A 21,867-nucleotide genomic window follows, 5' to 3' on the forward strand; every position below is an offset into this window, starting at 1 on the left:
CTCCTGTCAGCGGAACCGCAGGGCGGTCGGGCCCTGCACCTTCGAGCCCCGGCGCTGCTTCGCCGGCATGGCGGCGAGCTTCTCCCGCAGCTCGACGGCGTAGGCGGCGAGCGCCTCCACCAGGTCGGGGACCGAGGCGTGCGGCGGCTGCACGTCGACGCGCAGGCCGAACTCGGTGGCGGTCTCCGCCGTCTTGGGCCCGATCACTGCAACAACGGTCCGCGCGTGCGGCTTCCCGGCGATACCGACGAGGTTCCGCACCGTGGACGACGAGGTGAACAGCACCGCGTCGAACCCGCCCGACTTGATCGCGTCGCGGATCTCGGCGGGCGGCGGCGCCGCGCGCACGGTCCGGTACGCGGTCACGTCGTCGACCTCCCAGCCCCGCTCGGTCAGGCCGGCGGCCAGGGTCTCGGTGGCAATGTCGGCGCGCGGCAGCAGCACCCGGCCGACCGGGTCGAGGATCTCGTCGTGCGGCGAGAACTCGGCCAGCAGGCCCTCGGAGGACTGCTCCCCGGACGGGATCAGCTCGGGCTGGATGCCGAAGGCGCGGACCGCCTCGGCGGTGGCGTCACCGATGCAGGCGATCTTCACGCCGCCGAAGTGGCGGGCGTCGAGGCCGTGCTCGGCGAACTTCTCCCACACCGCCCGGACCGCGTTCACCGAGGTGAAGATGACCCAGGCGTACCGGCCGTCGACCAGGCCCTTGACCGCCCGCTCCATCTGCGCCGGGGTGCGCGGCGGCTCGACCGCGATGGTCGGCACCTCGCACGGGATCGCCCCGTAGGCGCGCAGCCGTGCGCTCATCACGCCCGCCTGCTCCTTGGTGCGGGGCACCAGCACCTTCCAGCCGTACAGCGGGCGGTTCTCCCACCAGCTCAGCTTGTCGCGGTCGGTGACGGCCGCGCCGACGGTGAGCACCACCCGGCCGGTGAAGCCGAGCGCCGCCGCGACGAACGAGTCCACGCTCGACGTGGTGGTGTACTGCGTCTCGCCGGTGCCGTCGCCGGTCACCCCGACCGCTGTGGTGCCGTCGACCCCGGCGGCCAGCAGGCCGTCCCGGACGGCGGCCAGGTCACCGGCGTCCACGGCGAGCGCCAGCGAACCCCGGCCCACGGCCGTGGCGAGCGCCTCGAAGTCCAGCGCGGTGACGTCCTCGACGTCGGCGGCGGTGCGTACGCCCGGCAGCGGGACACCCGCGTAGGTGGCCACGCCCTCGGCCTGGCCGACGCCCGGCACCACCTCGAAGTGCGCGGCGGTACGGGCGACCGCCTGCACCTCCTTGACCACCGAGTCGTGGCCGAACGGGTCACCGGCGACCAGGTGCACGGCGTTCTGCCCGGCCCGGGCCGCGGAGATCAGCACCTTCGCCACGTCCCCCGGTACGCCCTCGGCGGGGCTGAACTCGGCGTCGGGCCGGGCCTGGGCGCGGACGTGCGCCAGGAGCGACTCGGGTACGCCCCGGTCGTAGACCACCTGGTCGGCGTCGACCAGGGCGTCCAGCGCCCGGCGGGTCAGCAGGCCCGGGTCGCCGGGACCGGCCCCGACGAATGCGATCTGGCCTACGGGCTTACGGGTGCGGGTCATTCTGTGCTCCCAAGTTGCTGGGTCCCCGGGCCGGCCTGTGCGTCCTGGCCGAGGATCGAGTCGGCGCCGAGTTCGAGGAGTTCGGCGGCGAGTGCCTTGCCGATCTCCGCCGCGTCGGCGGGCGTTCCGGTGCGGGACAGCCGGAGGTCACGCGAACCGTCCGGGCTGATCACCGCACCGCGCAGGTAGATCTCCTGATTGACGTCGCCCTCGTCGGTGGGCTCACCTTCGGCGAGGACGGCGTACGCGGCCACGGGTGCGCTGCATCCTGCCTCCAGGGTGGCCAGCAGCGCCCGTTCCGCGACGATGGCGGCACGGGACGGTGCGTGGTCGAGCAGCGCGAGCAGCTCGATCACGTCCTGGTCGTCGGCCCGGCACTCGACGGCCAGCGCACCCTGGGCGGGCGCGGGCAGCATGAGCATCGGATCGAGCGTCTCGGTGATGACGTCGGCGCGGCCGATCCGGTTGAGCCCGGCGCGGGCCAGCACGACGGCGTCGAGGTCGGCGTCCGGGCCGAGCACCCGGCCGAGCCGGGTGTCGACGTTGCCCCGGATCGGGGTGACCTCCAACTGCATGCCCAGCGCGTGCAGCTGGGCGATCCGGCGCAGCGCGCCGGTGCCGACGCGGGCGCCGGGCGGCAGCTCGGCGAGCGTACGGCCGTTCGTCGCCACCAGCGCGTCACGCGGGTCCTGCCGGGGCGGTACGGCCGCGACGTGCAGGCCGGGCGCCGCCGCGGTGGGCAGGTCCTTGTACGAGTGGACGGCGAAGTCGATCTCGCCGGCGGTCAGCGCGTCGCGCAGCGCGGAGACGAACACACCGACGCCGAGCCGCTGCACCGGGGCGGTGGACCTGTCGCCGGCGGTCACCACCTCGACCAGCTCGACCGGTCGGCCGGTGGCCGCGGTGAGGGCCTCGGCGACGTGGCCGGACTGGGCCATCGCCAGGGCGCTGCCCCGGGTACCGAGGCGAAGGGGGGCGGTCATCGCGCACCTCCGGTGGGCGGGACGTCGGCGGCGTCGAACGACGACCGGCCGTCGGAGTCGGTGGCGACCACGTCGGGAACGGTGTCGACCGGGGACGTCTGCGGAACGTCCAGGTCGAACAGTTCGCGCAGCAGCGCCGCGTACTGGTCGCCGCCGGGCTCGGCGGCGAGCTGGCGGACCCGTACGGTCGGCTGGTGCAGCAGTCGCTGCACGACCCGGTGCACGGTGCGGGCGACCTCGGCGCGCTGGTCGTCGCTGAGGTCGGGTCGGCGCTGGCCGAGCCGGCGCAGCTCGGCGGTGACGACGTCCTCGGCCCGGCCGCGCAGGGCGGCCACCGTCGGCGCGACGTCGGCGCCGCGCAGCCAGCTCAGGAACGCCTCGACCTCGCCGGCCACGATCCGGGCCACCTCGGCGGCGTCGGCCGCGGCCGGTCCGTCGGCGAGGACGGCGGCCATTCGGTCGATGTCGATCACCTCGACGCCGGGCAGCTCGGCGACGCCGGGCTCGACGTCACGCGGGACGGCCAGGTCGAGCAGGACCAGCGGGCCGCGGTCGGCGTCCCGGCGGGCCAGCGCCCGGGTCACGACGTCACGGGTGAGCACCGGCTCGGTGGCGGCGGTGGCGGCGACCACGACGTCGACGTCGGCGAGCGCGGTGATCAGCTCGGCCATCGGCACGGCGGACGCGCCGTACGACTCGGCGAGCCGGACGGCACGGGCGGCGCCCCGGTTGGTCACGGTGAGCGGGCCGGCGCCCAGCCGGGACAGCGTGGCCACGCCCAGCGAGCCCATCGCGCCCGCGCCGACCACCATCGCGGGCCGGCCGGCCAGGTCACCGTCGAGCAGCTCGGCGGCGAGGTCGAGGGCGGCGGTGACGACGCTCTGCCCGGCCCGGTCGATGTTGGTCTCGGCGTGCGCGCGCTTGCCGACCCGCAGCGCCTGCTGCATCAGCTCGTGCAGCAGCCGGCCGGCCGAGTCGGCGCCACCGGCGGAGTGGTAGGCGTCGCGGAGCTGGCCGAGGATCTGCGCCTCGCCCACCACCATCGAGTCGAGCCCGGCGGCCACCCGGAAGACGTGGTCCACGGCGGCGGCGTCGTAGTGCACGTAGAGGTGCGGGGCGAGCGCCGCCGGCTGGCAGCCGGCCTGGTCGGCCAGGACCGCGCAGATGTCGCCGAGTCCGCCGTGGAACCCGGAGACGGCGGCGTAGACCTCCACCCGGTTGCAGGTGGAGACCAGGACGGCCTCGGCGACGTACGGCTGGGCGATCAGGCGGTCGAGCGTGCGGGTGAGGTCGGCGGGCGGGACGGCCAGCTGTTCCAGGGTGGCGACCGGGGCGGTGCGGTAGGACGCGCCGACGACGAGCAGTTTCACGTGCCGATCGCCTCCTGGGTGTCGGTGGCCGCGAGTCCGCCGGGCAGGGCGGTGAGGGCGGACCCGCCGGTGGCGGGGAGCGCGGTCAGCGATGCCTTGCGGTGCTCGTGGAAGGACAGGATCTGCAGCTCGATGGCGAGGTCGACCTTGCGCACGTCGACCCCGTCCGGAACCGAGAGTACGCACGGCGCGAAGTTGAGGATGCTCGTCACGCCGACGGCGACCAACTGGTCGGCGACCGCCTGGGCGGCGGGGGCGGGGGTGGCGATGACGCCGATCGAGATCGACTCCTCGGCGACGATCTGCGGCAGCTCGTCGACGTGCCGTACGACCAGGCCGTTGATCTGTTCGCCGACGCGGGACCGGTCGGCGTCGAGCAGCGCGGCGATGCGGAATCCGCGGTTGGCGAAGCCGTCGTAGCCGGCCAGGGCGTGACCGAGATTACCCACGCCGACGAGCGCGACGGTCCGGCACTGGGTGAGCCCGAGCACCTCGGAGATCTGGTCGACCAGCAGCGCCACGTCGTAGCCGACGCCCCGGGTGCCGTACGAGCCGAGGTGGGACAGGTCCTTGCGGAGCTTCGCGGAGTTGACGCCGGCGGCGTTGGCGAGGCCCTCGCTGGACACCGTCTCGTGCCCGGCGTCGGCGAGCGCGTGCAGCGCACGCAGGTATTCCGGGAGCCGCGACACGGTCGCCTCGGGCAGGTCCGGAAGCGCCGGTACGGCACCGGTGCGACCGGGCGCGCCTGGTTGACGGTGCTGGCTCATGAGACTCCGTGCGGTGCGATCCTCGACCAGCGACGGGGGCCGGTCGTTTCGGGACTCCCGCTGGCGACCGAGATTGCCGGCTGTGCTAGCAGGGCGCGTCGGAACTACAGAGTAGGTGTTTGTGAAGGGGTGCACAAATCGCGATCTTGAAAGCTCGCGACGCGCCTTCACCTGCCCCTCCATTCCCGCAAGATCGATCAACCGCGTCTCTCGGCGGCGCGTGGCGATTATTGCTCAATCCAGACTTCCCTGACCAATCGCGCGGGGCCCGTAGCGCTCCGTGACCGGCGTGGCGAGGCGAGTCTCACGTTTTCAGTAGGGACAACCCCACCCCCGAAAGGCCAGCGTGCGGGATGGGTGGGCGGGCCGCGCGCCCATAGCCTCGAACCATGACCGCCGTACCACTCGCCACCGCGCCCACTCCGCTGTCTCCCGTCCGGGGCCTCCTGCGCCGCCTCGGCCGCGACACCACCTACGTACTGGTGGGCTTCCCGCTGGCGCTCGTCAGCTTCGTGCTGGCAGTGGTGGGGATCTCACTCAGCGCCGGGCTACTGGTGATCACGCTCGGCCTGCCGATCCTCGCCGGCTTCCTCTACGCGGCCCGCGGGCTGGCCGACATCGAGCGGCTCCGGCTCGCCGGGGTGCTGGACCGGCCCCGGGTACGCCCCGTCTACCGCAGGCCGGAGCCGGGCGCCGGGTTCTGGCGCCGGGTGTTCACCCCGATCCGGGACGCGCAGTCGTGGCTCGACCTGCTGCACGCCTTCGTCCGGCTGCTCGTGGCGGTGCCCACGTTCGTGCTGCTGGTGGTCTGGTGGGTGCTGGCCCTGGGCGGCACGCTCTACATCACCTACGACTGGGCCATCCCGCGCGGGCCGGGCGAGCAGGACCTGAGCCAGCTCCTCGGGATGGGCGACGGCGCCGGCGCGCGGATCACCCTGAACACCGCGATCGGGCTGTTCGCCCTGTTCACTCTCCCGCTGGTGGCGCGCGGCTGCGCCCGGCTCCAGGCCGGACTGGCGTACTCGCTGCTCACCGGCGTGGCCGAGATGCGGCAGCGGATCGTCACGCTGGAGGAGCAGAAGCGGGCCGCCGCCTCGGCCGAGGCGGTCGCGCTGCGCCGGCTGGAGCGCGACATCCACGACGGCCCGCAGCAGCGGCTGGTCCGGCTCGCCATGGACCTCGGCCGGGCCCGCCACCAGCTCGCCGCCGACCCGGAGGCGGCCCGGCAGACGCTCGACGAGGCGGTCGCGCAGACCCGGGAGACGCTGGACGAGCTGCGTGCCCTGTCCCGGGGCATCGCGCCGCCGATCCTGGTCGACCGGGGCCTGCCCAGCGCGCTCGCCGCGCTCGCCGCCCGCGCCCTGGTACCCACCGAGCTGGCCGTGGACGACGACCTGGGCGCCGCCGCCGGGCGGCTCGACCCGGGGCTGGAGAGCACCGCGTACTTCGTGGTGGCCGAGGCCCTGACGAACGTCTCGAAGCACAGCCGGGCGACCGCCTGCCGGGTGGAGGTCACCCGGAAGGTGGGCCGGCTGGAGATCACCGTCACCGACGACGGGGCCGGCGGCGCGCACCTGGCCAAGGGGCACGGCCTCAGCGGCATCGCCGACCGGGTCCGGGCGGCGGGCGGCACCCTGGAGGTGGACAGCCCGGCCGGCGGGCCGACCCGGATCCACGCCGAACTGCCGAGGTGACCCGGTTCGCCCGGACTCCGGGCCGTCGCGCGGTGGCGTGGCGCGCCCGGGATCCGGGCCGCCGGGCCGGCACGGGGTCCGGGCGTGATAGACACCGGACCCATGCGGGTGGTGATCGCGGACGACGCCGTACTGCTCCGGGAGGGGCTGGTCCGGCTGCTGACCGAGTACGGGCACGAGGTGGTGGCGGCCGTCGGTGACGGTGACGCGCTGGTCGAGGCGGTGGTGGCGCACCGGCCCGACGTCTCGGTGGTGGACGTGCGGATGCCGCCGTCACACACCGACGAGGGACTGCGCGCCTCGGTGGAGGCCCGCCGCCGGGTGCCCGGTACGCCGATCCTGGTGCTGTCCCAGTACGTCGAGGTGTCGTACGCCGACGACCTGCTGGACACCGCGGGCGGAGCCGGCGGCGGGATCGGCTACCTGCTCAAGGACCGGGTCGCCGCGATCGACGAGTTCCTGGACGGCCTGGCCCGGGTGGCGGCCGGCGGCACCGTGCTCGACCCGGAGGTGATCAGCCAGTTGCTGGTCCGGCGGCGGCGCGACGACCCGCTGGCGTCGCTGACGCCGCGCGAGCGCGAGGTGCTGGCGCTGATGGCCGAGGGCCGCTCGAACACCGCCATCGCGCGGGCGCTCGTGGTCAGCGACGGCGCGGTCGAGAAGCACGTCCGCAACATCTTCACCAAGCTCGACCTGCCCCCGGACGCGACCACCCACCACCGCCGCGTCCTGGCCGTCCTGGCCCACCTGCGCGCCTGACCGGGCGGGTCAGGCGAGCGTGCGGGCCAGTGTCACCGCCTCGGTGAGGGTGTCGGCGGCCGGGTGGCCGCTGCCACGCAGCCGGTCCGGGTCGGACAGGCCACCGGTGTAGAGGACGCAGCGGGCGCCGACCGAGGCGGCCGCGTCGGCGTCGTCGAGCGAGTCGCCGATCAGCACCACCTCGTGCCCGCCCAGCCCCAGCTCGGCCAGGTGCTTCTCCAGCCACTCGGCCTTGCGCCCGCCGCCGACTGTGGCGCGCAGCCCGTCCACCCGGCGGAAGTGCGGCGTCAGCCCGTACGTGTGCACGGTCGGCACCAGTTCGTCGTGGAACCACATGGACAGCAGCGACTGGCTGCCCTCCCAGGACTCGATCGCGGCGGTGGCGTCGGCGGCCAGGGCGCAGGTGGTCAGCCCGGCCCGGTACGCGTCGTGGAAGACCCGGTCGAGCGTGCCGAACGCCTCGGCGTCCACTGCCCGGCCGAGCATCTCGGCGTAGTAGTCGGCGATCGGCCGCCGGAACCGCACCCGGTGCTCGGCCGCGGTGACCGCCGGCCCGCCCGCGCTGGCGAAGGCGACGTTCGTGGCCTGGACCACCAGGTCGAGGTCGTCGAGGAGCGTTCCGTTCCAGTCCCACACGAGGTGGCGTCGCATACCCGTCACCCGAGCACCATAGTGCTAGAGCTGCGGCGTGGTCAGATCGCGCAGCAGCCGGTCCTCCTCGACCCGCCAGTAGCCGTGCTCTTTGCCGTCGAGCAGCACCACCGGCAGCCGGTCGCCGTAGTCGCGCTCCATCTCCAGGTCCCCGGTCACGTCCCGCTCGACCCAGCGGTCGCCGGTGACCGCCACCACCCGGTCGAGCGCGGCCTTCGCGTCGTCGCACAGGTGGCAGCCGGGCCGGGTGATCAGGATGAGCCTCGGGTCACTGGACATCGGATACCTCCGTGCGGATCTCGGTCGGCGACGCCGGCGACGGCACCGCGGGCGCCGGGCGCAGTTCCGTCTTGCGTACCTTCCCGATCGCCGAGTACGGCAGGCTGTCGACGAACTCGACGGCGGTCGGGCACTTGAACCGGGCCAGGTTACGCGCGCAGTGGGCGAGCAGTTCCTCCGCCGTCACCGGCGGGCCGGCCGCCCGGACCACGTACGCCCGCACAGTCTCGCCGGTCCGCGGGTGCGGCACGCCCAGGACGGCCGACTCGGCCACCCCGGGGTGCGCCTGGAGCACCAGCTCCACCTCGTGCGGGTAGACGTTGAAGCCGTTGACCAGGATCAGCTCGCCGAGGCGGTCGACCAGGAACAGGTCGCCGTCGGCGTCGGCGTACGCCACGTCACCGGTGGCCCACCAGCCGTCCGGGTCCGGCCCGCCCCGCCCGTCCGGCCAGTAACCGGCGAACAGGTTCGGTCCGCGTACCACGATCTGCCCGGGGTCGGTGCCGCCCGGCTCGTCGGACAGGTCCATCTCGTCCTCGTCGGGGGCGTCGGCGGGCACCCCGTCGCGCCACAGCTCGACACCGTCGGACCCGGTCAGGCGCAGCGCGACGCCGGGCAGCGGGCGGCCGATCGAGCCCGGTTTCGGCTCGCCGCCGACGAGCGTCGAGGTGAGCACCGGCGCGGTCTCGGTGAGCCCGTAGCCGACGTGCACCGGGTGCCCGGTCAGCTCGGTGAAACGCGCGCCGGCCGGGAGGGGCAGCGGCGCCGCGCCGCACACCGCGACGCGCACGGAGGCGAGCGCCTCGGCCGGGTCACGCGCCGCCTCGGCCCAGGTCAGGAACATCGACGGTACGCCGACGAGCACCGTGACCCGGTGCCGGGCGATCTCGTCCAGCGCTCCGGCCGGGCCGGGCTCGTCGACGAGCACGCCTGTCGCGCCGTGCCGCACGACGGCGCCGAGCGCGGAGTTCAGCCCGTACGCGTGGAACAGCGGAAGGGCGAGCAGCACGACGTCGTCGGGGCCGACCACAGGTGGTTCGATGCGGTCGACCTGGTCGTGGTTGGCGGCGAGCGCCCGGTGCGACAGCATCGCGCCCTTGGGCCGGCCCTCGGTGCCGGAGGTGTAGAGCAGGACGGCCAGGTCGTCACCGGAGCGGGCCGGGAACCGAGACGGTGGGTCGTCGCCGGCGACCGGCGGCGCGGTGTGCACGGCACGCAGCGCGGGCAGCTCGGCGGCGTCCACCCGCGCGGTCACCTCGGGCGCGCCGACCAGCACGGCGGCGCCGGAGTCGGCGAGCACGTGCCGCAGCTCGCGGGCGGTGAGCGTGGGGTTGACCGGTACGGCCACCAGTCCGGCCCGGAGCGCGGCGAGGTACGTGACCACGAAGTCCGGTGTGTTGCCGAACGCGATCGCCGCCCGGGGCGGGTGGCCGGTGCCGTCGGCCGGTGGCGCGTCGGCGAGCAGCGCTCGGGCGGTGGCGGTGACCGCGTCGTCCAGCTCGGACCAGGTCAGCGTCCGGTCGCGCCAGTGCAGCGCGGCCCGGTCGCCCCGCCGCGCGGCGGCGTCGCGGAGCCGGTCGGCGAGGTTCGGCGCGGAGCTTTCGGCGGCGTCCTGCACGGTGGCTGAGTCTGGCACAGCCGGGTCCGCCGGGCCATGCCCGAACACCGCGTGGGGTCCGCCGCACGGGACTGCAATTGCCGTACGGTGGGATTCCTGACCACGGGATGAGGATCTCCACCGATGCCGGGGCGGGCAGCCGGAGTCGACCCGGCCGCACCCCTCCCGCGACACGCCGAGCGAAAAGAAAATCGGCTCCGACCAGGACTTTCCACTCCGGACCAGGTTCCGGCGCGAAAGTCAACCACACACGACGGACAACGGGTCCGCCATGTGTGCGACCTGGCGGGAAATACTTCCGCTCTGTGTAACGGACTTGCCACGCGTGGGTGACGTTGGCCCTATCATCACTCGGGTCGGCTCACCCCATTTGCCGTGAGTCGACACCCCTCAGCCCGAGGAGGCCCCCGTGCCCGTGAGCGCATTGGACCAGCACCTCAAGGGGATCTGCCGCCCGCCGGCACGTCCCGACCCGGCCGTGCCCGACCGGGTGACACCCGGTCCTCCGGTGCGGTCCCTGTCCGCTCAGCCTGGGGAGGCGCGGTGACCACCTTCGGTTACGCCGAACGACCGGCCGGCGTCACCGGCCCGACGCAGCGCAACCCGCTCAACGAGCGCGCGGACCCCCCCGGCCCACGGGGCGCCGACGGACAGCTCGCGGTACGCGGCGACGGGCGGCGGGTGCGCAGCCGCGCGCACCACACGAACGAGGCGCCGCCCCGCCCCGCGACCCCGGGCGGCAACGCGAAGCCCGCGACCGGCCGCCTGGGCAGCCCGACCCGCCCGACCATGCCGGCCCAGGCACGGCGCGGCGACGCGGCGACCGGGGCCGAGCCGTCCGCCGCCGAGACCGCTGTCCTGCCGGCGGTGACCACCGGCGACACCGCCGTCCTGCCCGCCGTGCCGGCCGCCCCCGCGCCCGCGCCCGCCACCGGCTTCCCCAGCCGCCCCGACCCGTCCGACCCGGCCACCGAGGTGTGGACGCTGGTCGAGCGCGCGCAGGCCGGCGAGTCCGAGGCGTTCGGGCTGATCTACGACCGGTACGTCGACACCGTCTTCCGGTTCGTCTACTTCCGGGTCGGCAACCGTCAGCTCGCCGAGGACCTCACCTCCGACACGTTCCTGCGGGCGCTCAAGCGGATCGGCAGCTTCACCTGGCAGGGGCGCGACCTCGGCGCCTGGCTGGTCACCATCGCCCGCAACCTGGTCGCCGACCACTTCAAGTCCGGGCGCTACCGCCTGGAGGTCACCACCGGTGACGTCCTGGACGCCGACCGGGAGGACCGCGGGCCCGAGGGCAGCCCGGAGGCGGCGGTGGTGGAGCACATCACGAACGTCGCCCTGCTGACCGCCGTCAAGCAGCTCAACCCGGAGCAGCAGGAGTGCATCGTGCTGCGGTTCCTCCAGGGCTTCTCGGTGGCCGAGACGGCCCGGGCCATGGGCAAGAACGAGGGCGCCATCAAGGCTTTGCAATACCGGGCGGTCCGGGCGCTGGCCCGGCTGCTGCCCGACGGCTTCCACTCCTGAGCGGCAGACACACCCGTCCTTCTCCACCGGCGCAGACGCCGGGCGCTGTCGTGTGCCCGACGCCCCAGGCGAGCCGATCACTCTTGGTGATTTCGCCGCCGTCCCAGCCGTAACCGGCGACCGGCGCGGTCCGTTTCTCCGGGTGCGACCAGTGGTTGTCCCGGCGTCCCCCGGGCCACCCGGTCCGGCGGGTCAGGTCGGCCGTCCCGGTCGGCTCTGCGCCACACGCTGCCACCGGTCGCTGGTGACGACGACGGCCGCCCGGCCGTGACCAGCGAGAGGGGGTGCCGCGGTGGACAGCGACCTCTTCTCCCGTCGGCGGGCCGAGCGCTTCGCGCAACTCCTCGACGAGGCCAACGGCGGACGCCGGCACCACGTCCGGTCCAAGGCGGACGGTGAACTCACCGCACTCGTCGAGGTGAGCCGCCGGCTCACCACCGAGCGGCCCGACGTCGAGGTGGACGCCGAGTTCCGTACCGGCCTGCGGGCGATGCTCGTGGCCACCGCCGAACGCGAGGGCATCGGGACGCCGGCCAGGACCACCACCACGAGCGGGGTACGCGGCGCGCTGCTGCCCGCCATCACCGGCCGCCGGGCGCGGGCCCGGGGCGCGATCCTGGTCGGCGTGGCCGCCGGGGCGGTCGCCCTGTCCGGCATCTCCGCCGCGAGCGAGAACGCGCTGCCCGGTGACGCCCTGTACGGCATGAAGCGCTCCACCGAGCGCGCCCAGCTCGCGCTCGCCAGCTCGGACATCAGCCGAGGGCAGCTCTTCCTCGACTTCGCCCGCACCCGGCTCGACGAGGCCGCCTCGGTCCGCGACGACCGGCTCGGCTTCAGCGCCGTCCTCGACGACATGGACGCGGACACCCGCCAGGGCGTACGCCTGCTGACCACCGTCGCCGCGCAGCGCTCCGACCCGGCGGCGCTGGACGCGGTGGACACGTTCCTGGCCGGCCAGCGCCGGGTGGTCAGCGGCCTGCTCGACCGGCCCGACCACGCCGACCGGGACCGCACCCGCCGCTCGTTGGCCCTGCTCGACGCGGCCGGCAAGCGCGCCGACGCGCTCCGCGAGGCGATCGCCTGCGGGCTGCCCGCGCCGCAGGCCAGCGACACGCTCGGGCCCGCTCCGGCCACCTGCCCGGCCGACCGCTGAGCGGCGGGCGCGTAGCGCGCCACACTTCTCCCGGCGGACACCAGGTCGTCACACGGTGCCGGATACGCTCGACGCGGAGGGCGTACGCGGTCGTCGAGGCAGGGAGGTCGCCGTGGCCGGAAGCCGGAAGGTGACCGTCAGCACCGACGCGCACGGGCACACCGCGGGCTGGTCGGAGGCCCCGTCGGCACCGGCGACCGCAGTCACGCCCGACCCCACGGCCGCCGCGTTCTTCGACGTGGACAACACGATGATGCAGGGCGCGTCGATCTACTGGTTCGCCCGCGGGCTGGCCGCCCGGAAGTACTTCACCACCGGTGACCTGGCCCGGTTCGCCTGGCAGCAGGCCCGGTTCCGGCTGCTCGCCACCGAGCACGCGGGCGACATGTCGCAGGCCAAGGAGGCCGCGCTCGCCTTCGTCGAGGGCTGGCGGGTCGACGACATGGAACGCCTCGCCGACGAGATCTTCGACGAGCTGATGGCGCCGCGCATCTGGGCCGGCACCCGCCGTCTGGCCCAGCGTCACCTCGACGCGGGTGAGCGGGTCTGGCTGGTCAGCGCCGCCCCGGTGGAGATCGGCCGGGTGATCGCGGCCCGGCTCGGCCTGACCGGCGCGATCGGCACGGTGGCCGAGGTGGTCGACGGCGCGTACACCGGCCGGCTGGTCGGCGATCTGATGCACGGGCCGGCGAAGGCCGAGGCGGTCACCCAGCTCGCCGCCGTGGAAGGGCTGGACCTGGCCCGGTGCGCCGCCTACAGCGACTCGGCGAACGACCTGCCGATGCTCTCCGTGGTCGGGCGCGCGGTGGCGGTGAACCCCGATCCGGCGCTGCTGCGGCAGGCCCGCGAGCGGGGCTGGGACGTGCGCGACTTCCGCACCGGGCGGCGGGCCGTACGCATCGCCGTGCCCTCCACCGCGGCCGCCGGGCTGCTCGCCGGCGCGGTGACGGCCGGCCTGGCGCTGCACCGGCGCCGCCACCGCGACGCCTGAACCGGCGCGCCCCGGCTCAGGGGCCGAACGGGTCCGGCCGGCGTTCGAGCAGCTTGTGCAGCGTCTGCTGGATCGTCTCCCGCACCTGGTCGGCGAGGTTGAACACCACGAGCGGGTCGTCCGCCGCGTCGCGCAGGTGCGCGGTCGGGATCGGCGGGCAGAACTCGATCAGCCACTTGCTCGGCAGCGGGACCATGCCCAGCGGCCCCAGCCAGGGGAACGTCGGCGTGACCGGGAAGTACGGCAGTTTGAGCAGCCGGGCCAGCGGCTTGATGTCGGCGAGCATCGGGTAGATCTCCTCGCCGCCGACGATCGCCACCGGGACGATCGGCGTCCCGGTCCGCAGCGCGGCCGAGACGAACCCGCCCCGCCCGAAGCGCTGGAGCTTGTAGCGGTCGGCGTAGAGCTTGCCGACGCCCTTGAAGCCCTCCGGGAACACGCCCACCAGTTCCCCGTTGCCGAGCAGCCGCTCCGCGTCCGGGTTGCACGCGACGGTGCCGCCGGTCTTGCGCGCTATCTCGGAGACGACGGGCATCCGGAACACCAGGTCGGCGCCGAGCAGCCGCAGGTAGCGGTGCGCCGGGTGCCGGTCGTGCAGCGCGGTGGAGAGGATCAGCGCGTCGAGCGCCACGGTGCCGGAGTGGTTGCCGACGACCAGGCCGGCACCCTCGGCGGGCACGTGCTCGACGCCGGTGACCTCGGTGCGGAACCAGTCCCGGTAGAGCAGCCGGACCAGCGGGTGGACCACCGCGTCGGTCAGGTCGGGGTCGAAGCCGAACTCGTCGACCTCGTAGTCGCCGGCGAGCCGCCGCCGCAGGAACGCCAGCCCCTGGGCCACCTTGCGGTCCCAGTGGTCCCCCGGCCGGTCGGCCACGGCCGGGCCCGGCGGCGTGTCACCGGCCGGCGTGTCACCGGCCGGCGCGTTCCCGGTCGGCGCCGCGTCCGCGGGCGCCTGCCGCGCGACCGCCTTCTTGGCGACGGCCTTCTTCGCCACGGCCTTCTTGGCGACCGTCTTCTTGGCCACGGTCTTCTTCGCCGGCTGCTGCGGCGTGGCCGGGCTCGGAACGCCCGCGTCGGCGGCGCCCGGCTCGTCGGTGGAGGTGTCCGGCTCGTCGTCCATCGCCGGCGCGGCCGGGCGGGCGGACGGTGCGGTCACCCGGCGGTGCCCGTTGCGCCGCGCCGGCTCCGCGCCCGGATCCGGCACACCCAGCGGTACGTCGTAGCGCGCGTCACGCCGCTCGTCGGGGCTGCTCACGAGCGCTCCCGCACCGACGAGCGGACCTGCCGGATGCTCTCCAGCACCAGCTGCTCGGCGGCGGCGAGCTGGTCCCGGGTGACCACGACGCCGCCGTGGTGGGCGCGGATGAAGTCGTCGAACGCGGCGGCGGTCGAGCGGGGGGTGAAGCCGTACTCCCGCTCCAGTCGGCTGGTGTCCACCACCCGACCGTGCACGAAGAGGTCCACCTGGTCCAAGCCGTACCCGCCGAAGCCCAGGCTGCGGGCGATGGCGGCGACCCCGGCCAGGCCCGGTTCCAGCACCGGCACCGCCACCCGGCCGGCCCGGCGGATCGCCTGCGACAGCGACAGCACCCCCGGCCCGGCGACGTTGTACGTGCCCGGGTGGTCCTCGGCGACGGACCGGTGCAGCACCTCCAGCGCGTCGTCGAAGTGCACGAACTGCAGGCGCGGGTCGCGGCCGAAGACGGTGGGCACCACCGGCTGGGAGAAGTAGCGGGTGAGCGTGGTGTCGGCGGCGTACCCGATGAACGGCGCGAAGCGCAGCACCGTGGCGGTGACGTCGGGCCGGCGGCGGCGGAACCCGCGGACGTACCCCTCGATGTCGAGGATGTCGCGGCCGAAACCGCCGCGCGGCACCTCGCGCGGCTCGGTCTCCTCGGTGAAGACGGCCGGATCGCGGAACGACACCCCGTACGCGGCGGTGGACGAGCGGACCACCAGCTTGCGCAGCCGGGGCGCGCGTTGCGCGGCGGCGAGCAACTGCATGGTGCCGATGACGTTCTGTTCCTTCATCCCCGCCCGGCCGCCCTGCTGCGGGTCGGGGGCGGTGACGAGCGCCAGGTGCACCACCGTGTCGACGTCGAGGTCGAGCAGGAGGCCGCCGAGCGAGTCGAGGTCCAGGCGGATCCGTTCGACGTCGGAGAGCAGGTCGGTCAGTTCGGGGTTGGGTGGCGCCGGGTCGACCCCGATGACGCGCTCGATGCGCTCGTCGGCGGCGAGCCGGGCGGCCACGTGGGCGCCGAGCCAACGACCGACCCCGGTGACGACGACGACCCCCGGGGCACCGGAGGTGTCACCGGGGGTCATGTCGTGCGCCTAGCGCGGCAGGGGGGATCGAGCCGGGACGTCCACGGCCTGATCACCTGAGCCTCCGAGGGTCGACAGTTGGCAAGTGGTGCCGGGTGCCGGGCCAGTGCCCGGCCCCGGTCACTTGCCGAGACGGCGACGCTGGACGCGGGTCTTGCGCAGCAGCTTGCGGTGCTTCTTCTTAGCCATGCGCTTGCGGCGCTTCTTGACCACCGAGCCCATACGACAGCCTTTCGATGCAACGTGCGGGGCGGACCGGACGGCACCACCACGGGTGGCGCCGTGACCGCTTGCGGACAACGGACCGGACCAGCGTGGTGGGCAGGGCACACCAGAGAGCGGTCACGGTCGTGGCCCAGCCTAACCGGAGTGCGTCAGCAGGACCAACGCGCCCCCGTCGATGCCCCTTTTCGTCGCACTCGGCGGACCGGCGCGGCGAGTGCTCAGGCGGACTCCTGGAAGGCGCCCCGGAGGTATTCGTGCACGGCGTGCTCGGGCACCCGGAACGACCGGCCGACCCGCACGGCGGTCAGCTCACCGCTGTGCACGAGGCGGTAGACGGTCATCTTGGAGACCCGCATGACCGTCGCCACCTCGGCGACGGTCAGGAACCTGACATCCGACAGCCGTGCGTCGGACTGCGACCCGGCCATGGCTCACCGACCCATTCCCGTGCCCGGCGCGTGTCACCGGGCAGGTGTTCCCGCCTCGACGAGCGACGCGCGTGTAACCAGTACGGTAGCGGGACGGCTGTGACCTGCGCGATCCCTTCCACCCTTTGATCATGGCGAGACAGCCGTTCACCCGATGTCCACCAGGGCTTTTTCGCCCGGACGGGTGTCTCGTCCGATCCGGCTACTCGTCGCGCAGCGCCACCACCTACTCGGCGCGCAGCGCCACCACCGGGTCGAGCCGTCCGGCCCGCTGCGCCGGCACCACGCCGAAGACGATGCCGACCGCCGCGGAGACGCCGAACGCCAGCGCCAGCGACCACCAGGTGATCGCCGCCGGGATCGGCGAGGCGTCCACGAGCAGCGCGGTGCCCACGCCCAGCGCCATCCCGGTCAGGCCGCCCACCGAGGTGAGCAGCACCGCCTCCAGCAGGAACTGCACGCCGATGTCGCGGGGGCGGGCGCCCACCGCCTTGCGCAGCCCGATCTCGCGGGTCCGCTCGCGTACCGAGACCAGCATGATGTTGGAGACGCCGACGCCGCCGACCAGCAGCGAGATGCCCGCGATGGCCGCCAGCACACCGGTCAGTACGCCCAGGATGTCGCCGAGCACGCCGAGGATCTGCCGCTGGGTGACGGCGCTGAACTCGGTGTCCGGGTGCCGGCGGGACAGCTCCGCCACGATCCGGTCACCGAGTTCGTCGATCCGCTCCCGGTCCGGCGCCTTCACCGCGATGCCGTCGATGCGCTGCGTGCCCCACAGCCGTTGCGCCGCCGTCACCGGTACGTGCACCTCGTCGTCCCGGTCCACGCCGAGGCTCTGCCCGAGCGGGGCGAAGACGCCGATCACCCGGAACCGCACGCCGGCCAGCGTGACCTGCTGGCCGAGCGGGTCACGGTCGGGGAACAGCGCCCGGGCCACCGAGTCGCCGAGCACCGCCACCCGGCGGCTGGTGTCCACGTCCGCCCCGGTGAGGTAGCGGCCCCGCGACAGCGACCGGGTGAACACCGACGGGGTGGTCTCCAGGACGCCCTGCACGGTGGTGAAGTCGGAGCGGTTGCCGGCCCGCGCGGTCGCGCCGGAGGCCACCGTGACGGCGACCCGGCCGGGGTCGCCGACCACCCGGGAGACCGCGTCGGCGTCGCTGAGGTCCAGCGGCGAGACCACCGGCGCGTTGCCCACCTCGATCCGGCCCGGCACCACCAGCAGCAGGTTCGAGCCGAGCCCTTCGACCTGCTGCTCGACCTGCTGTTTCGTGCCGGTGCCGATGGCCACCAGGATCACCACCGAGGCCACCCCGATGATCACCCCGAGCATGGTCAGCAGGCTGCGCATCCGGTTGGCCCGCAGCGCGTCCGACGCCACCCGCCACGCCTCGGCCAGCCTCATCCGGCGTCGCCCCCGCCTCGCGGGAGGCGGCCGTCCGACCGGGGAAGGCGCTCCTCGGCCCGGAGGCGCTCCTCGTTCCGCGGAAGGCGCCCGGTGGCTCCGGTGGCGCCACCGGGGCCACCGGGCGGGTGCCCCGGGCCGCTTCCGGACGCGGACCGGGGCTCCGCGCTGGGAGCGGGGTCCAGTGTCGCAGGTACGCCGGAGCCGTCCGACGGCGGTCGATCATGAAGGCTGTCGGACCGGATCAGCCCGTCCCGTACCGCGATGCGCCGGTGCGCCCGGGCGGCCACCTCCTGGTCGTGGGTCACCATCACCAGCGCCACCCCGGACTCGGCGTTCAGCCGTTCCAGCAGCTCCAGCACCGCCTCGCCGGTGGCGCTGTCCAGGTTGCCGGTCGGCTCGTCGGCGAGCAGCACCGCCGGCTCGGTGACCAGCGCCCGGGCGATCGCCACCCGCTGCTGCTCGCCGCCGGAGAGCTGGTTGGGCCGGTGGTGCAGCCGGTGGCCGAGCCCCACCCGGCCCAGCATCGCCGCCGCCCGCTCCCGCCGCTGCCGCGCCCCGACACCCCGGTAGACCAGCGGCAACGCCACGTTGTCCACAGCCGACGTACGGGCCAGCAGGTGGAACGCCTGGAACACGAAGCCGATGGTCTCGTTGCGCAGCGTCGCCAGCTCCGGGGCGGTGAGCGTGGTCACGTCCCGCCCGCCGATCACCAGCCGGCCGCCGCTGGGCCGGTCCAGCCCGCCGAGCAGGTGCATCAACGTCGACTTGCCCGAGCCGGACGGCCCGATCACCGCCACGTACTCGCCCTGGTCGATGGTGAGCGACACCCCGCGCAGCGCGGACACCGACACCCCGTCCAGCTCGTACGTGCGCCAGACGTCGACCGCCTCGACCGCCGGTACGGTCACGGCAGTTCCTGGCCGTCGCGCACCCGATCGGCGCCGCGCACCACCACCCGGTCACCGGCCCGTACGCCGTCGACGATCTGCACCAGGTCCTGCCCCTGTACGCCCACCGTCACCGGCACCCGGTCGGCCCGGCCGTCGCGCAGCACCCAGACCGCGTCCCGCCCGTCGGCGGAGAACACGGCCGACGCCGGCACCGCCACCGCGTCGGCGGCCTCCCGCACCCGCAGCCGCACCACCGCGTTCATGCCGGGCCGGGGCGCCGGTGCCGCCTCGGCCTCACCGAGGCGTCCGGCACCGAGGTCGAGCCGGACCCGGTAGGTCACACCGCCCCGCGCCGAGCTTGTGGGCAGCACGTCCACCGAGCGCACAGTCGCGTCGTACGTCGCGCCGGTCACCGCGTCCAGCTCGACCGACGCGGGCACCCCGGCCCGGACCAGCAGCACGTCGGTCTCGTCCACCTCGGCGAGCAGGCCGAGCCGGCCGATGTCCACCACCGTGAGCACCGGCGTGCCGGCGGTGACCCGGCCACCGGCCGGGATCGCGTCGTCCACGCCCGGCGGCGGGCCGCCCTGCCCGCCCGTGCCCAGCGCCGACGGGTCGAGACCGGGCACCGCCGCGCCACCGGCCGCACCGAGCAGCCCGGCCAGGTCGGCCGGCGCCGCCGACCGGGTGCCGCCCGGCTGCACCACACCGGCGATCGGCGCGCGCAACGTCAGCGCGTCCACAGTCGCCTTCGCCAGGTCGTACGCCTGCTGGGCCTGGAGTCGTTGCGCGGCCGACAGCGCGCCGACGGCGCTGTTCAGGCCCGCGACGCCGCGCTGCACCTGGGCGACCGCCCGGTCGGCGGCGCGGGCGGCGGACTCGTACTGCCGCTGCGCCGACTGGACCTGGAGCAGCAGCGCGGCGCGTACCTGCGGGTCGCCGACCTTGCCGGCGGCGGCGCGGGCGGCGGCGAACGCCTCGTCGGCGGCCCGGTCGGTGCCGCGCCGGCTGCCGCCCAGGTCGCCCGTGCCGGCGCCCCGCCCGGCCCGCTTCGCCGCACGCAGCGCGTCCCGCGCCTTCGCCAGGCGGTCCCGGGCCGACGGCGAGTCGATCACCGCGAGCACCTGCCCCCGGGTCACCCGCTGTCCCGGCTGGACCCGCAGGCGGGCCAGCGTGCCGTCGGCCGGTGCGGTGAGCGTTGCCGCGGCCCGCGCGGTCACCGTGGCCGGGGCGTCGATCACCTCGCTGACCGGCGCGCGCCCCACCTCGGCGACGGTGACCGCCGGGGCGTCGTCGCCGCAGGACGCGGCGGTCGTGCCGGTCAGCGCGACGACGGCGAGCACGACGGTGACGAGACGGGGGCGGCGGGCCGCGGGCAGCCGCGGCGAGGGAGTGCGGGCCACCCGGCCCATGCTACGACCCGTCGACAGGCGTCGACGTGTCAGCCGACGACGGCCCGCACGTAGGCGACGCAGTCGTCGTGCAGCATCGACCACGGGTCGCCGAACACCTCGTCGGCGGCCTGCTCCGGGGTCCGGCCCTGGTGCACCACGGCCCGGTAGAAGTCCAGCATCCGCTGCTCGCCGTACCTGTCGACCAGATGCCGCACGGCCAGATAGCCCACGCCGTACGCGCCGCCGACCCGGTCGTCGCTCGCGTCGTCGGCGGGCGCCACCGCGTCCAGCCGCCCGGACCACCCGCCGCGCAGCAGGTCCCGCACCTCGGTCAGGCCGTCGTAGCGGTGCACGGGCTGGCCGTCGGCACCGGCGTACTCGGCCAGCCCTTCCACCAGCCACCAGTCCGCGCGGTCGGCGTAACCCCGGTCGGGCAGCGAGGCCGCGTGGGTCAGCTCGTGCCGGAGCAGGTCGTCGATGCCGGCCGGGGTGACGATCTGGGCGTTGAGCACCACGTCGTGGCGTCCACCCCCGACACCCACCGCGTAGCCGGCGGTCCACTTCGGCCGCCCGCCGCCGTACCAGCGCTGCCACTCGCCCTTCCCGGCGTAGTAGACGAGGTACCGGTCCGGTGGCCGGCCGCCGATCGCGTACCGGTCCGCGGCCCGGGCGGCGGTCTCGGCCTGTGCGAGCAGACCGGGCAGCCGGCTGCGCTGGGCCGGCGTGGTGGCCACCACCACACGCTTGCCGACCGCCACCGCCAGGTCGTCCACCTGCCACGGGCGCACGCCCGCCGGGTCCGTGGAGGACGGGTCCACGGCGGTCAGCCGGGGCTCCTCCCCCGCCAGCCGCCAGCGCGTGCCCAGCTCCACTGTGCTCGGCGCGCACTCCGGCACCACGAAGCAGTAGCCGACCGTCACCTCGAACCGCCATTCCCCCGGCTTCCCGTCGACCGCCGCCGGCACCCCGTCCGCAGCCGACCGCCAGGTGGTGACCCGCAGTGCCCGCAGCGCCGCGTACCGGCGGCTCAGCGCGGGCCGGGCCGCCGGCTCGGCGATCGCGAGGAAGCCGGCCCGGTCGGCGCCGACGAGCGCGGCGGCCTGCCGGTCGAGCAGCGCGAGCATCCGCTCGCCGAGCCGCCGCTGCGCCGCCGTGCCCGGGTCGTGCTTCGCGGCCGACCGCCCGGCCGCATCCGGCGCCGCCCCCCGCAGGAGTACGCCGGGCACCGCGCCCGCCACCAGGCCGAGCGCAAGTCCGAGCGCGGTCCAGAGCGGCCACCGCCGCCGTGTCCGCACCGCCCGCGTCTGCTCGCCCACGTGCGCCAGGGGTACGGGGCACGGCGCCGGACCAGCGGCGAAGTGCGGCAACGACGCCGCGTCCGGTGCCGGTGCCGGTGCCGGTGCCGGTGCCGGTGCCGGTGCCGGTGCCGGTGCGATGGTGTCGACGGCGGCGTCCACGCCGACGGAGGTGGCGGCGGTTTCGGCGTGGGTGTCGTCAGCGCGGGCGTTGGCAGCGCGGTCGGCGTCGGCGGCGCGGTCGGCGGCGTCGGCGCGGTCGGCGTCGGCGGTGGTTTCGGCGGCGCTGACGTCAGCGGTGCTCGCGTCGGCCGCGTGGTCGGCGCTGGCGCTGACGTGGACGGCGCTCGTGTCGGCGGCGCTCGCCTTGTCGGCGCTCGCGTCGGCGGCGTCGACGGTGGGACGAGGCTCGTCGCCGTCCGTCGTCCGGCCGGGAGGCTGCTCGTCGCCGTCGGTCACCGGCGAAGGGTACGACCAATCGGGCGTTCCGGGAAAGAGTCCCGCCGTGTTCCGCCTCGCC

20 protein-coding genes are annotated in these 21,867 nt (G+C 74.9%); 5 read left to right on the forward strand and 15 right to left on the reverse strand.

The window, feature by feature from the left end:
- Positions 1-6: 6 nt before the first annotated feature.
- The 4 genes from ACN27D_RS10680 to ACN27D_RS10695 are packed head-to-tail and all read right to left on the reverse strand — an operon-like array spanning position 7 to position 4,707.
- Positions 7-1,587, reverse strand: a complete 1,581-nt coding sequence (locus tag ACN27D_RS10680) for a uroporphyrinogen-III synthase (RefSeq protein ID WP_091426652.1) — start codon at positions 1,585-1,587, stop codon at positions 7-9.
- Positions 1,584-2,570 (reverse strand): hydroxymethylbilane synthase, encoded by a 987-nt coding sequence (hemC, locus tag ACN27D_RS10685; RefSeq protein WP_120572976.1) that lies wholly within the window; start codon positions 2,568-2,570, stop codon positions 1,584-1,586. Before hemC ends, ACN27D_RS10680 begins: the two co-directional genes overlap by 4 nt.
- Positions 2,567-3,940 (reverse strand): glutamyl-tRNA reductase, encoded by a 1,374-nt coding sequence (locus tag ACN27D_RS10690; protein WP_120572975.1) that lies wholly within the window; start codon positions 3,938-3,940, stop codon positions 2,567-2,569. The genes hemC and ACN27D_RS10690 overlap by 4 nt, the downstream gene beginning before the upstream one ends.
- Complete coding sequence (locus tag ACN27D_RS10695; protein ID WP_121685819.1) at positions 3,937-4,707, reverse strand: redox-sensing transcriptional repressor Rex; 771 nt, start codon at positions 4,705-4,707, stop codon at positions 3,937-3,939. Before ACN27D_RS10695 ends, ACN27D_RS10690 begins: the two co-directional genes overlap by 4 nt.
- Positions 4,708-5,096: 389 nt before the next feature.
- Here ACN27D_RS10695 and ACN27D_RS10700 point away from each other — a divergent pair, with 389 nt between their 5' ends.
- Both ACN27D_RS10700 and ACN27D_RS10705 read left to right on the forward strand, forming a co-directional pair.
- A complete protein-coding gene (locus ACN27D_RS10700) occupies positions 5,097-6,401 on the forward strand; it encodes a sensor histidine kinase (RefSeq protein WP_421499028.1) in 1,305 nt (434 codons plus the stop codon).
- 102 nt (positions 6,402-6,503) lie between these two features.
- Positions 6,504-7,160 carry a response regulator transcription factor gene (locus ACN27D_RS10705; RefSeq protein ID WP_358177581.1) on the forward strand — a complete coding sequence of 219 codons (657 nt, stop codon included), beginning with the start codon at positions 6,504-6,506 and terminating at the stop codon, positions 7,158-7,160.
- A gap of 9 nt (positions 7,161-7,169) precedes the next feature.
- Here the strand turns inward: ACN27D_RS10705 and ACN27D_RS10710 are convergent, their stop codons facing one another.
- Genes ACN27D_RS10710 through ACN27D_RS10720 form a run of 3 tightly spaced genes read right to left on the reverse strand, consistent with a single transcriptional unit; the run spans position 7,170 to position 9,756 of the window.
- Positions 7,170-7,811, reverse strand: a complete 642-nt coding sequence (locus ACN27D_RS10710) for an HAD family hydrolase (RefSeq protein WP_120572971.1) — start codon at positions 7,809-7,811, stop codon at positions 7,170-7,172.
- 24 nt (positions 7,812-7,835) lie between these two features.
- On the reverse strand, positions 7,836-8,090 hold the full coding sequence (locus tag ACN27D_RS10715; protein ID WP_013288752.1) for a glutaredoxin family protein: 255 nt from the start codon (positions 8,088-8,090) through the stop codon (positions 7,836-7,838).
- A complete protein-coding gene (locus ACN27D_RS10720; RefSeq protein WP_421499029.1) occupies positions 8,080-9,756 on the reverse strand; it encodes an AMP-binding protein in 1,677 nt (558 codons plus the stop codon). The genes ACN27D_RS10715 and ACN27D_RS10720 overlap by 11 nt, the downstream gene beginning before the upstream one ends.
- Before the next feature lie 495 nt (positions 9,757-10,251).
- Here ACN27D_RS10720 and ACN27D_RS10725 point away from each other — a divergent pair, with 495 nt between their 5' ends.
- The 3 genes from ACN27D_RS10725 to ACN27D_RS10735 all read left to right on the forward strand — a co-directional run bounded on the left by ACN27D_RS10725 (position 10,252) and on the right by ACN27D_RS10735 (position 13,379).
- Complete coding sequence (locus ACN27D_RS10725; protein ID WP_358177587.1) at positions 10,252-11,235, forward strand: ECF subfamily RNA polymerase sigma factor, BldN family; 984 nt, start codon at positions 10,252-10,254, stop codon at positions 11,233-11,235.
- A 292-nt stretch (positions 11,236-11,527) separates the two neighbouring features.
- Entirely contained in the window at positions 11,528-12,388 is an 861-nt protein-coding gene (locus ACN27D_RS10730) for a DUF5667 domain-containing protein (protein WP_120572968.1), read from the forward strand.
- Between the two features lie 112 nt (positions 12,389-12,500).
- Positions 12,501-13,379, forward strand: a complete 879-nt coding sequence (locus tag ACN27D_RS10735; protein WP_421499030.1) for an HAD family hydrolase — start codon at positions 12,501-12,503, stop codon at positions 13,377-13,379.
- Positions 13,380-13,395: 16 nt separating this feature from the next.
- Here ACN27D_RS10735 and ACN27D_RS10740 read toward each other — a convergent pair whose 3' ends face one another.
- The 8 genes from ACN27D_RS10740 to ACN27D_RS10775 all read right to left on the reverse strand — a co-directional run bounded on the left by ACN27D_RS10740 (position 13,396) and on the right by ACN27D_RS10775 (position 21,806).
- Positions 13,396-14,253, reverse strand: coding sequence for a lysophospholipid acyltransferase family protein (locus tag ACN27D_RS10740; protein ID WP_120574119.1), 858 nt, complete (start codon positions 14,251-14,253; stop codon positions 13,396-13,398).
- A 377-nt stretch (positions 14,254-14,630) separates the two neighbouring features.
- Positions 14,631-15,704: an NAD-dependent epimerase/dehydratase family protein gene (locus ACN27D_RS10745; RefSeq protein ID WP_120572965.1), complete on the reverse strand. Its 1,074-nt coding sequence runs from the start codon at positions 15,702-15,704 to the stop codon at positions 14,631-14,633.
- Between the two features lie 120 nt (positions 15,705-15,824).
- Positions 15,825-15,926, reverse strand: a complete 102-nt coding sequence (locus ACN27D_RS10750; RefSeq protein WP_007465623.1) for a 30S ribosomal protein bS22 — start codon at positions 15,924-15,926, stop codon at positions 15,825-15,827.
- Between the two features lie 221 nt (positions 15,927-16,147).
- Complete coding sequence (locus ACN27D_RS10755) at positions 16,148-16,357, reverse strand: helix-turn-helix domain-containing protein (RefSeq protein ID WP_013288759.1); 210 nt, start codon at positions 16,355-16,357, stop codon at positions 16,148-16,150.
- Positions 16,358-16,583: 226 nt separating this feature from the next.
- On the reverse strand, positions 16,584-17,765 hold the full coding sequence (locus ACN27D_RS10760; RefSeq protein ID WP_421499031.1) for an ABC transporter permease: 1,182 nt from the start codon (positions 17,763-17,765) through the stop codon (positions 16,584-16,586).
- The gene (locus tag ACN27D_RS10765; protein ID WP_393156506.1) at positions 17,762-18,676 is read right to left on the reverse strand and encodes an ABC transporter ATP-binding protein; all 915 of its coding nucleotides are present in this window, start codon (positions 18,674-18,676) and stop codon (positions 17,762-17,764) included. Before ACN27D_RS10765 ends, ACN27D_RS10760 begins: the two co-directional genes overlap by 4 nt.
- Complete coding sequence (locus ACN27D_RS10770; RefSeq protein WP_421499032.1) at positions 18,673-20,070, reverse strand: efflux RND transporter periplasmic adaptor subunit; 1,398 nt, start codon at positions 20,068-20,070, stop codon at positions 18,673-18,675. The genes ACN27D_RS10765 and ACN27D_RS10770 overlap by 4 nt, the downstream gene beginning before the upstream one ends.
- 29 nt (positions 20,071-20,099) lie before the next feature.
- The gene (locus ACN27D_RS10775; protein ID WP_421499033.1) at positions 20,100-21,806 is read right to left on the reverse strand and encodes a hypothetical protein; all 1,707 of its coding nucleotides are present in this window, start codon (positions 21,804-21,806) and stop codon (positions 20,100-20,102) included.
- Between the last annotated feature and the right edge of the window lie 61 nt (positions 21,807-21,867).

Source organism: Micromonospora sp. WMMD1274, from assembly GCF_049179035.1.
GTDB lineage: Bacteria > Actinomycetota > Actinomycetes > Mycobacteriales > Micromonosporaceae > Micromonospora > Micromonospora tulbaghiae.

What these genes read in the sequence shown, in the direction of transcription:
- ACN27D_RS10760 (WP_421499031.1), bottom strand. Translation starts at nt 17,765, where the DNA reads ATGAGGCTGGCCGAGGCGTGGCGGGTGGCGTCGGACGCGCTGCGGGCC.
- ACN27D_RS10695 (WP_121685819.1), bottom strand. Translation starts at nt 4,707, where the DNA reads ATGAGCCAGCACCGTCAACCAGGCGCGCCCGGTCGCACCGGTGCCGTA.
- ACN27D_RS10710 (WP_120572971.1), bottom strand. Translation starts at nt 7,811, where the DNA reads ATGCGACGCCACCTCGTGTGGGACTGGAACGGAACGCTCCTCGACGAC.
- ACN27D_RS10755 (WP_013288759.1), bottom strand. Translation starts at nt 16,357, where the DNA reads ATGGCCGGGTCGCAGTCCGACGCACGGCTGTCGGATGTCAGGTTCCTG.
- ACN27D_RS10700 (WP_421499028.1), top strand. Translation starts at nt 5,097, where the DNA reads ATGACCGCCGTACCACTCGCCACCGCGCCCACTCCGCTGTCTCCCGTC.
- ACN27D_RS10680 (WP_091426652.1), bottom strand. Translation starts at nt 1,587, where the DNA reads ATGACCCGCACCCGTAAGCCCGTAGGCCAGATCGCATTCGTCGGGGCC.
- ACN27D_RS10750 (WP_007465623.1), bottom strand. Translation starts at nt 15,926, where the DNA reads ATGGGCTCGGTGGTCAAGAAGCGCCGCAAGCGCATGGCTAAGAAGAAG.
- ACN27D_RS10770 (WP_421499032.1), bottom strand. Translation starts at nt 20,070, where the DNA reads ATGGGCCGGGTGGCCCGCACTCCCTCGCCGCGGCTGCCCGCGGCCCGC.
- ACN27D_RS10705 (WP_358177581.1), top strand. Translation starts at nt 6,504, where the DNA reads ATGCGGGTGGTGATCGCGGACGACGCCGTACTGCTCCGGGAGGGGCTG.
- ACN27D_RS10745 (WP_120572965.1), bottom strand. Translation starts at nt 15,704, where the DNA reads ATGACCCCCGGTGACACCTCCGGTGCCCCGGGGGTCGTCGTCGTCACC.
- hemC (WP_120572976.1), bottom strand. Translation starts at nt 2,570, where the DNA reads ATGACCGCCCCCCTTCGCCTCGGTACCCGGGGCAGCGCCCTGGCGATG.
- ACN27D_RS10715 (WP_013288752.1), bottom strand. Translation starts at nt 8,090, where the DNA reads ATGTCCAGTGACCCGAGGCTCATCCTGATCACCCGGCCCGGCTGCCAC.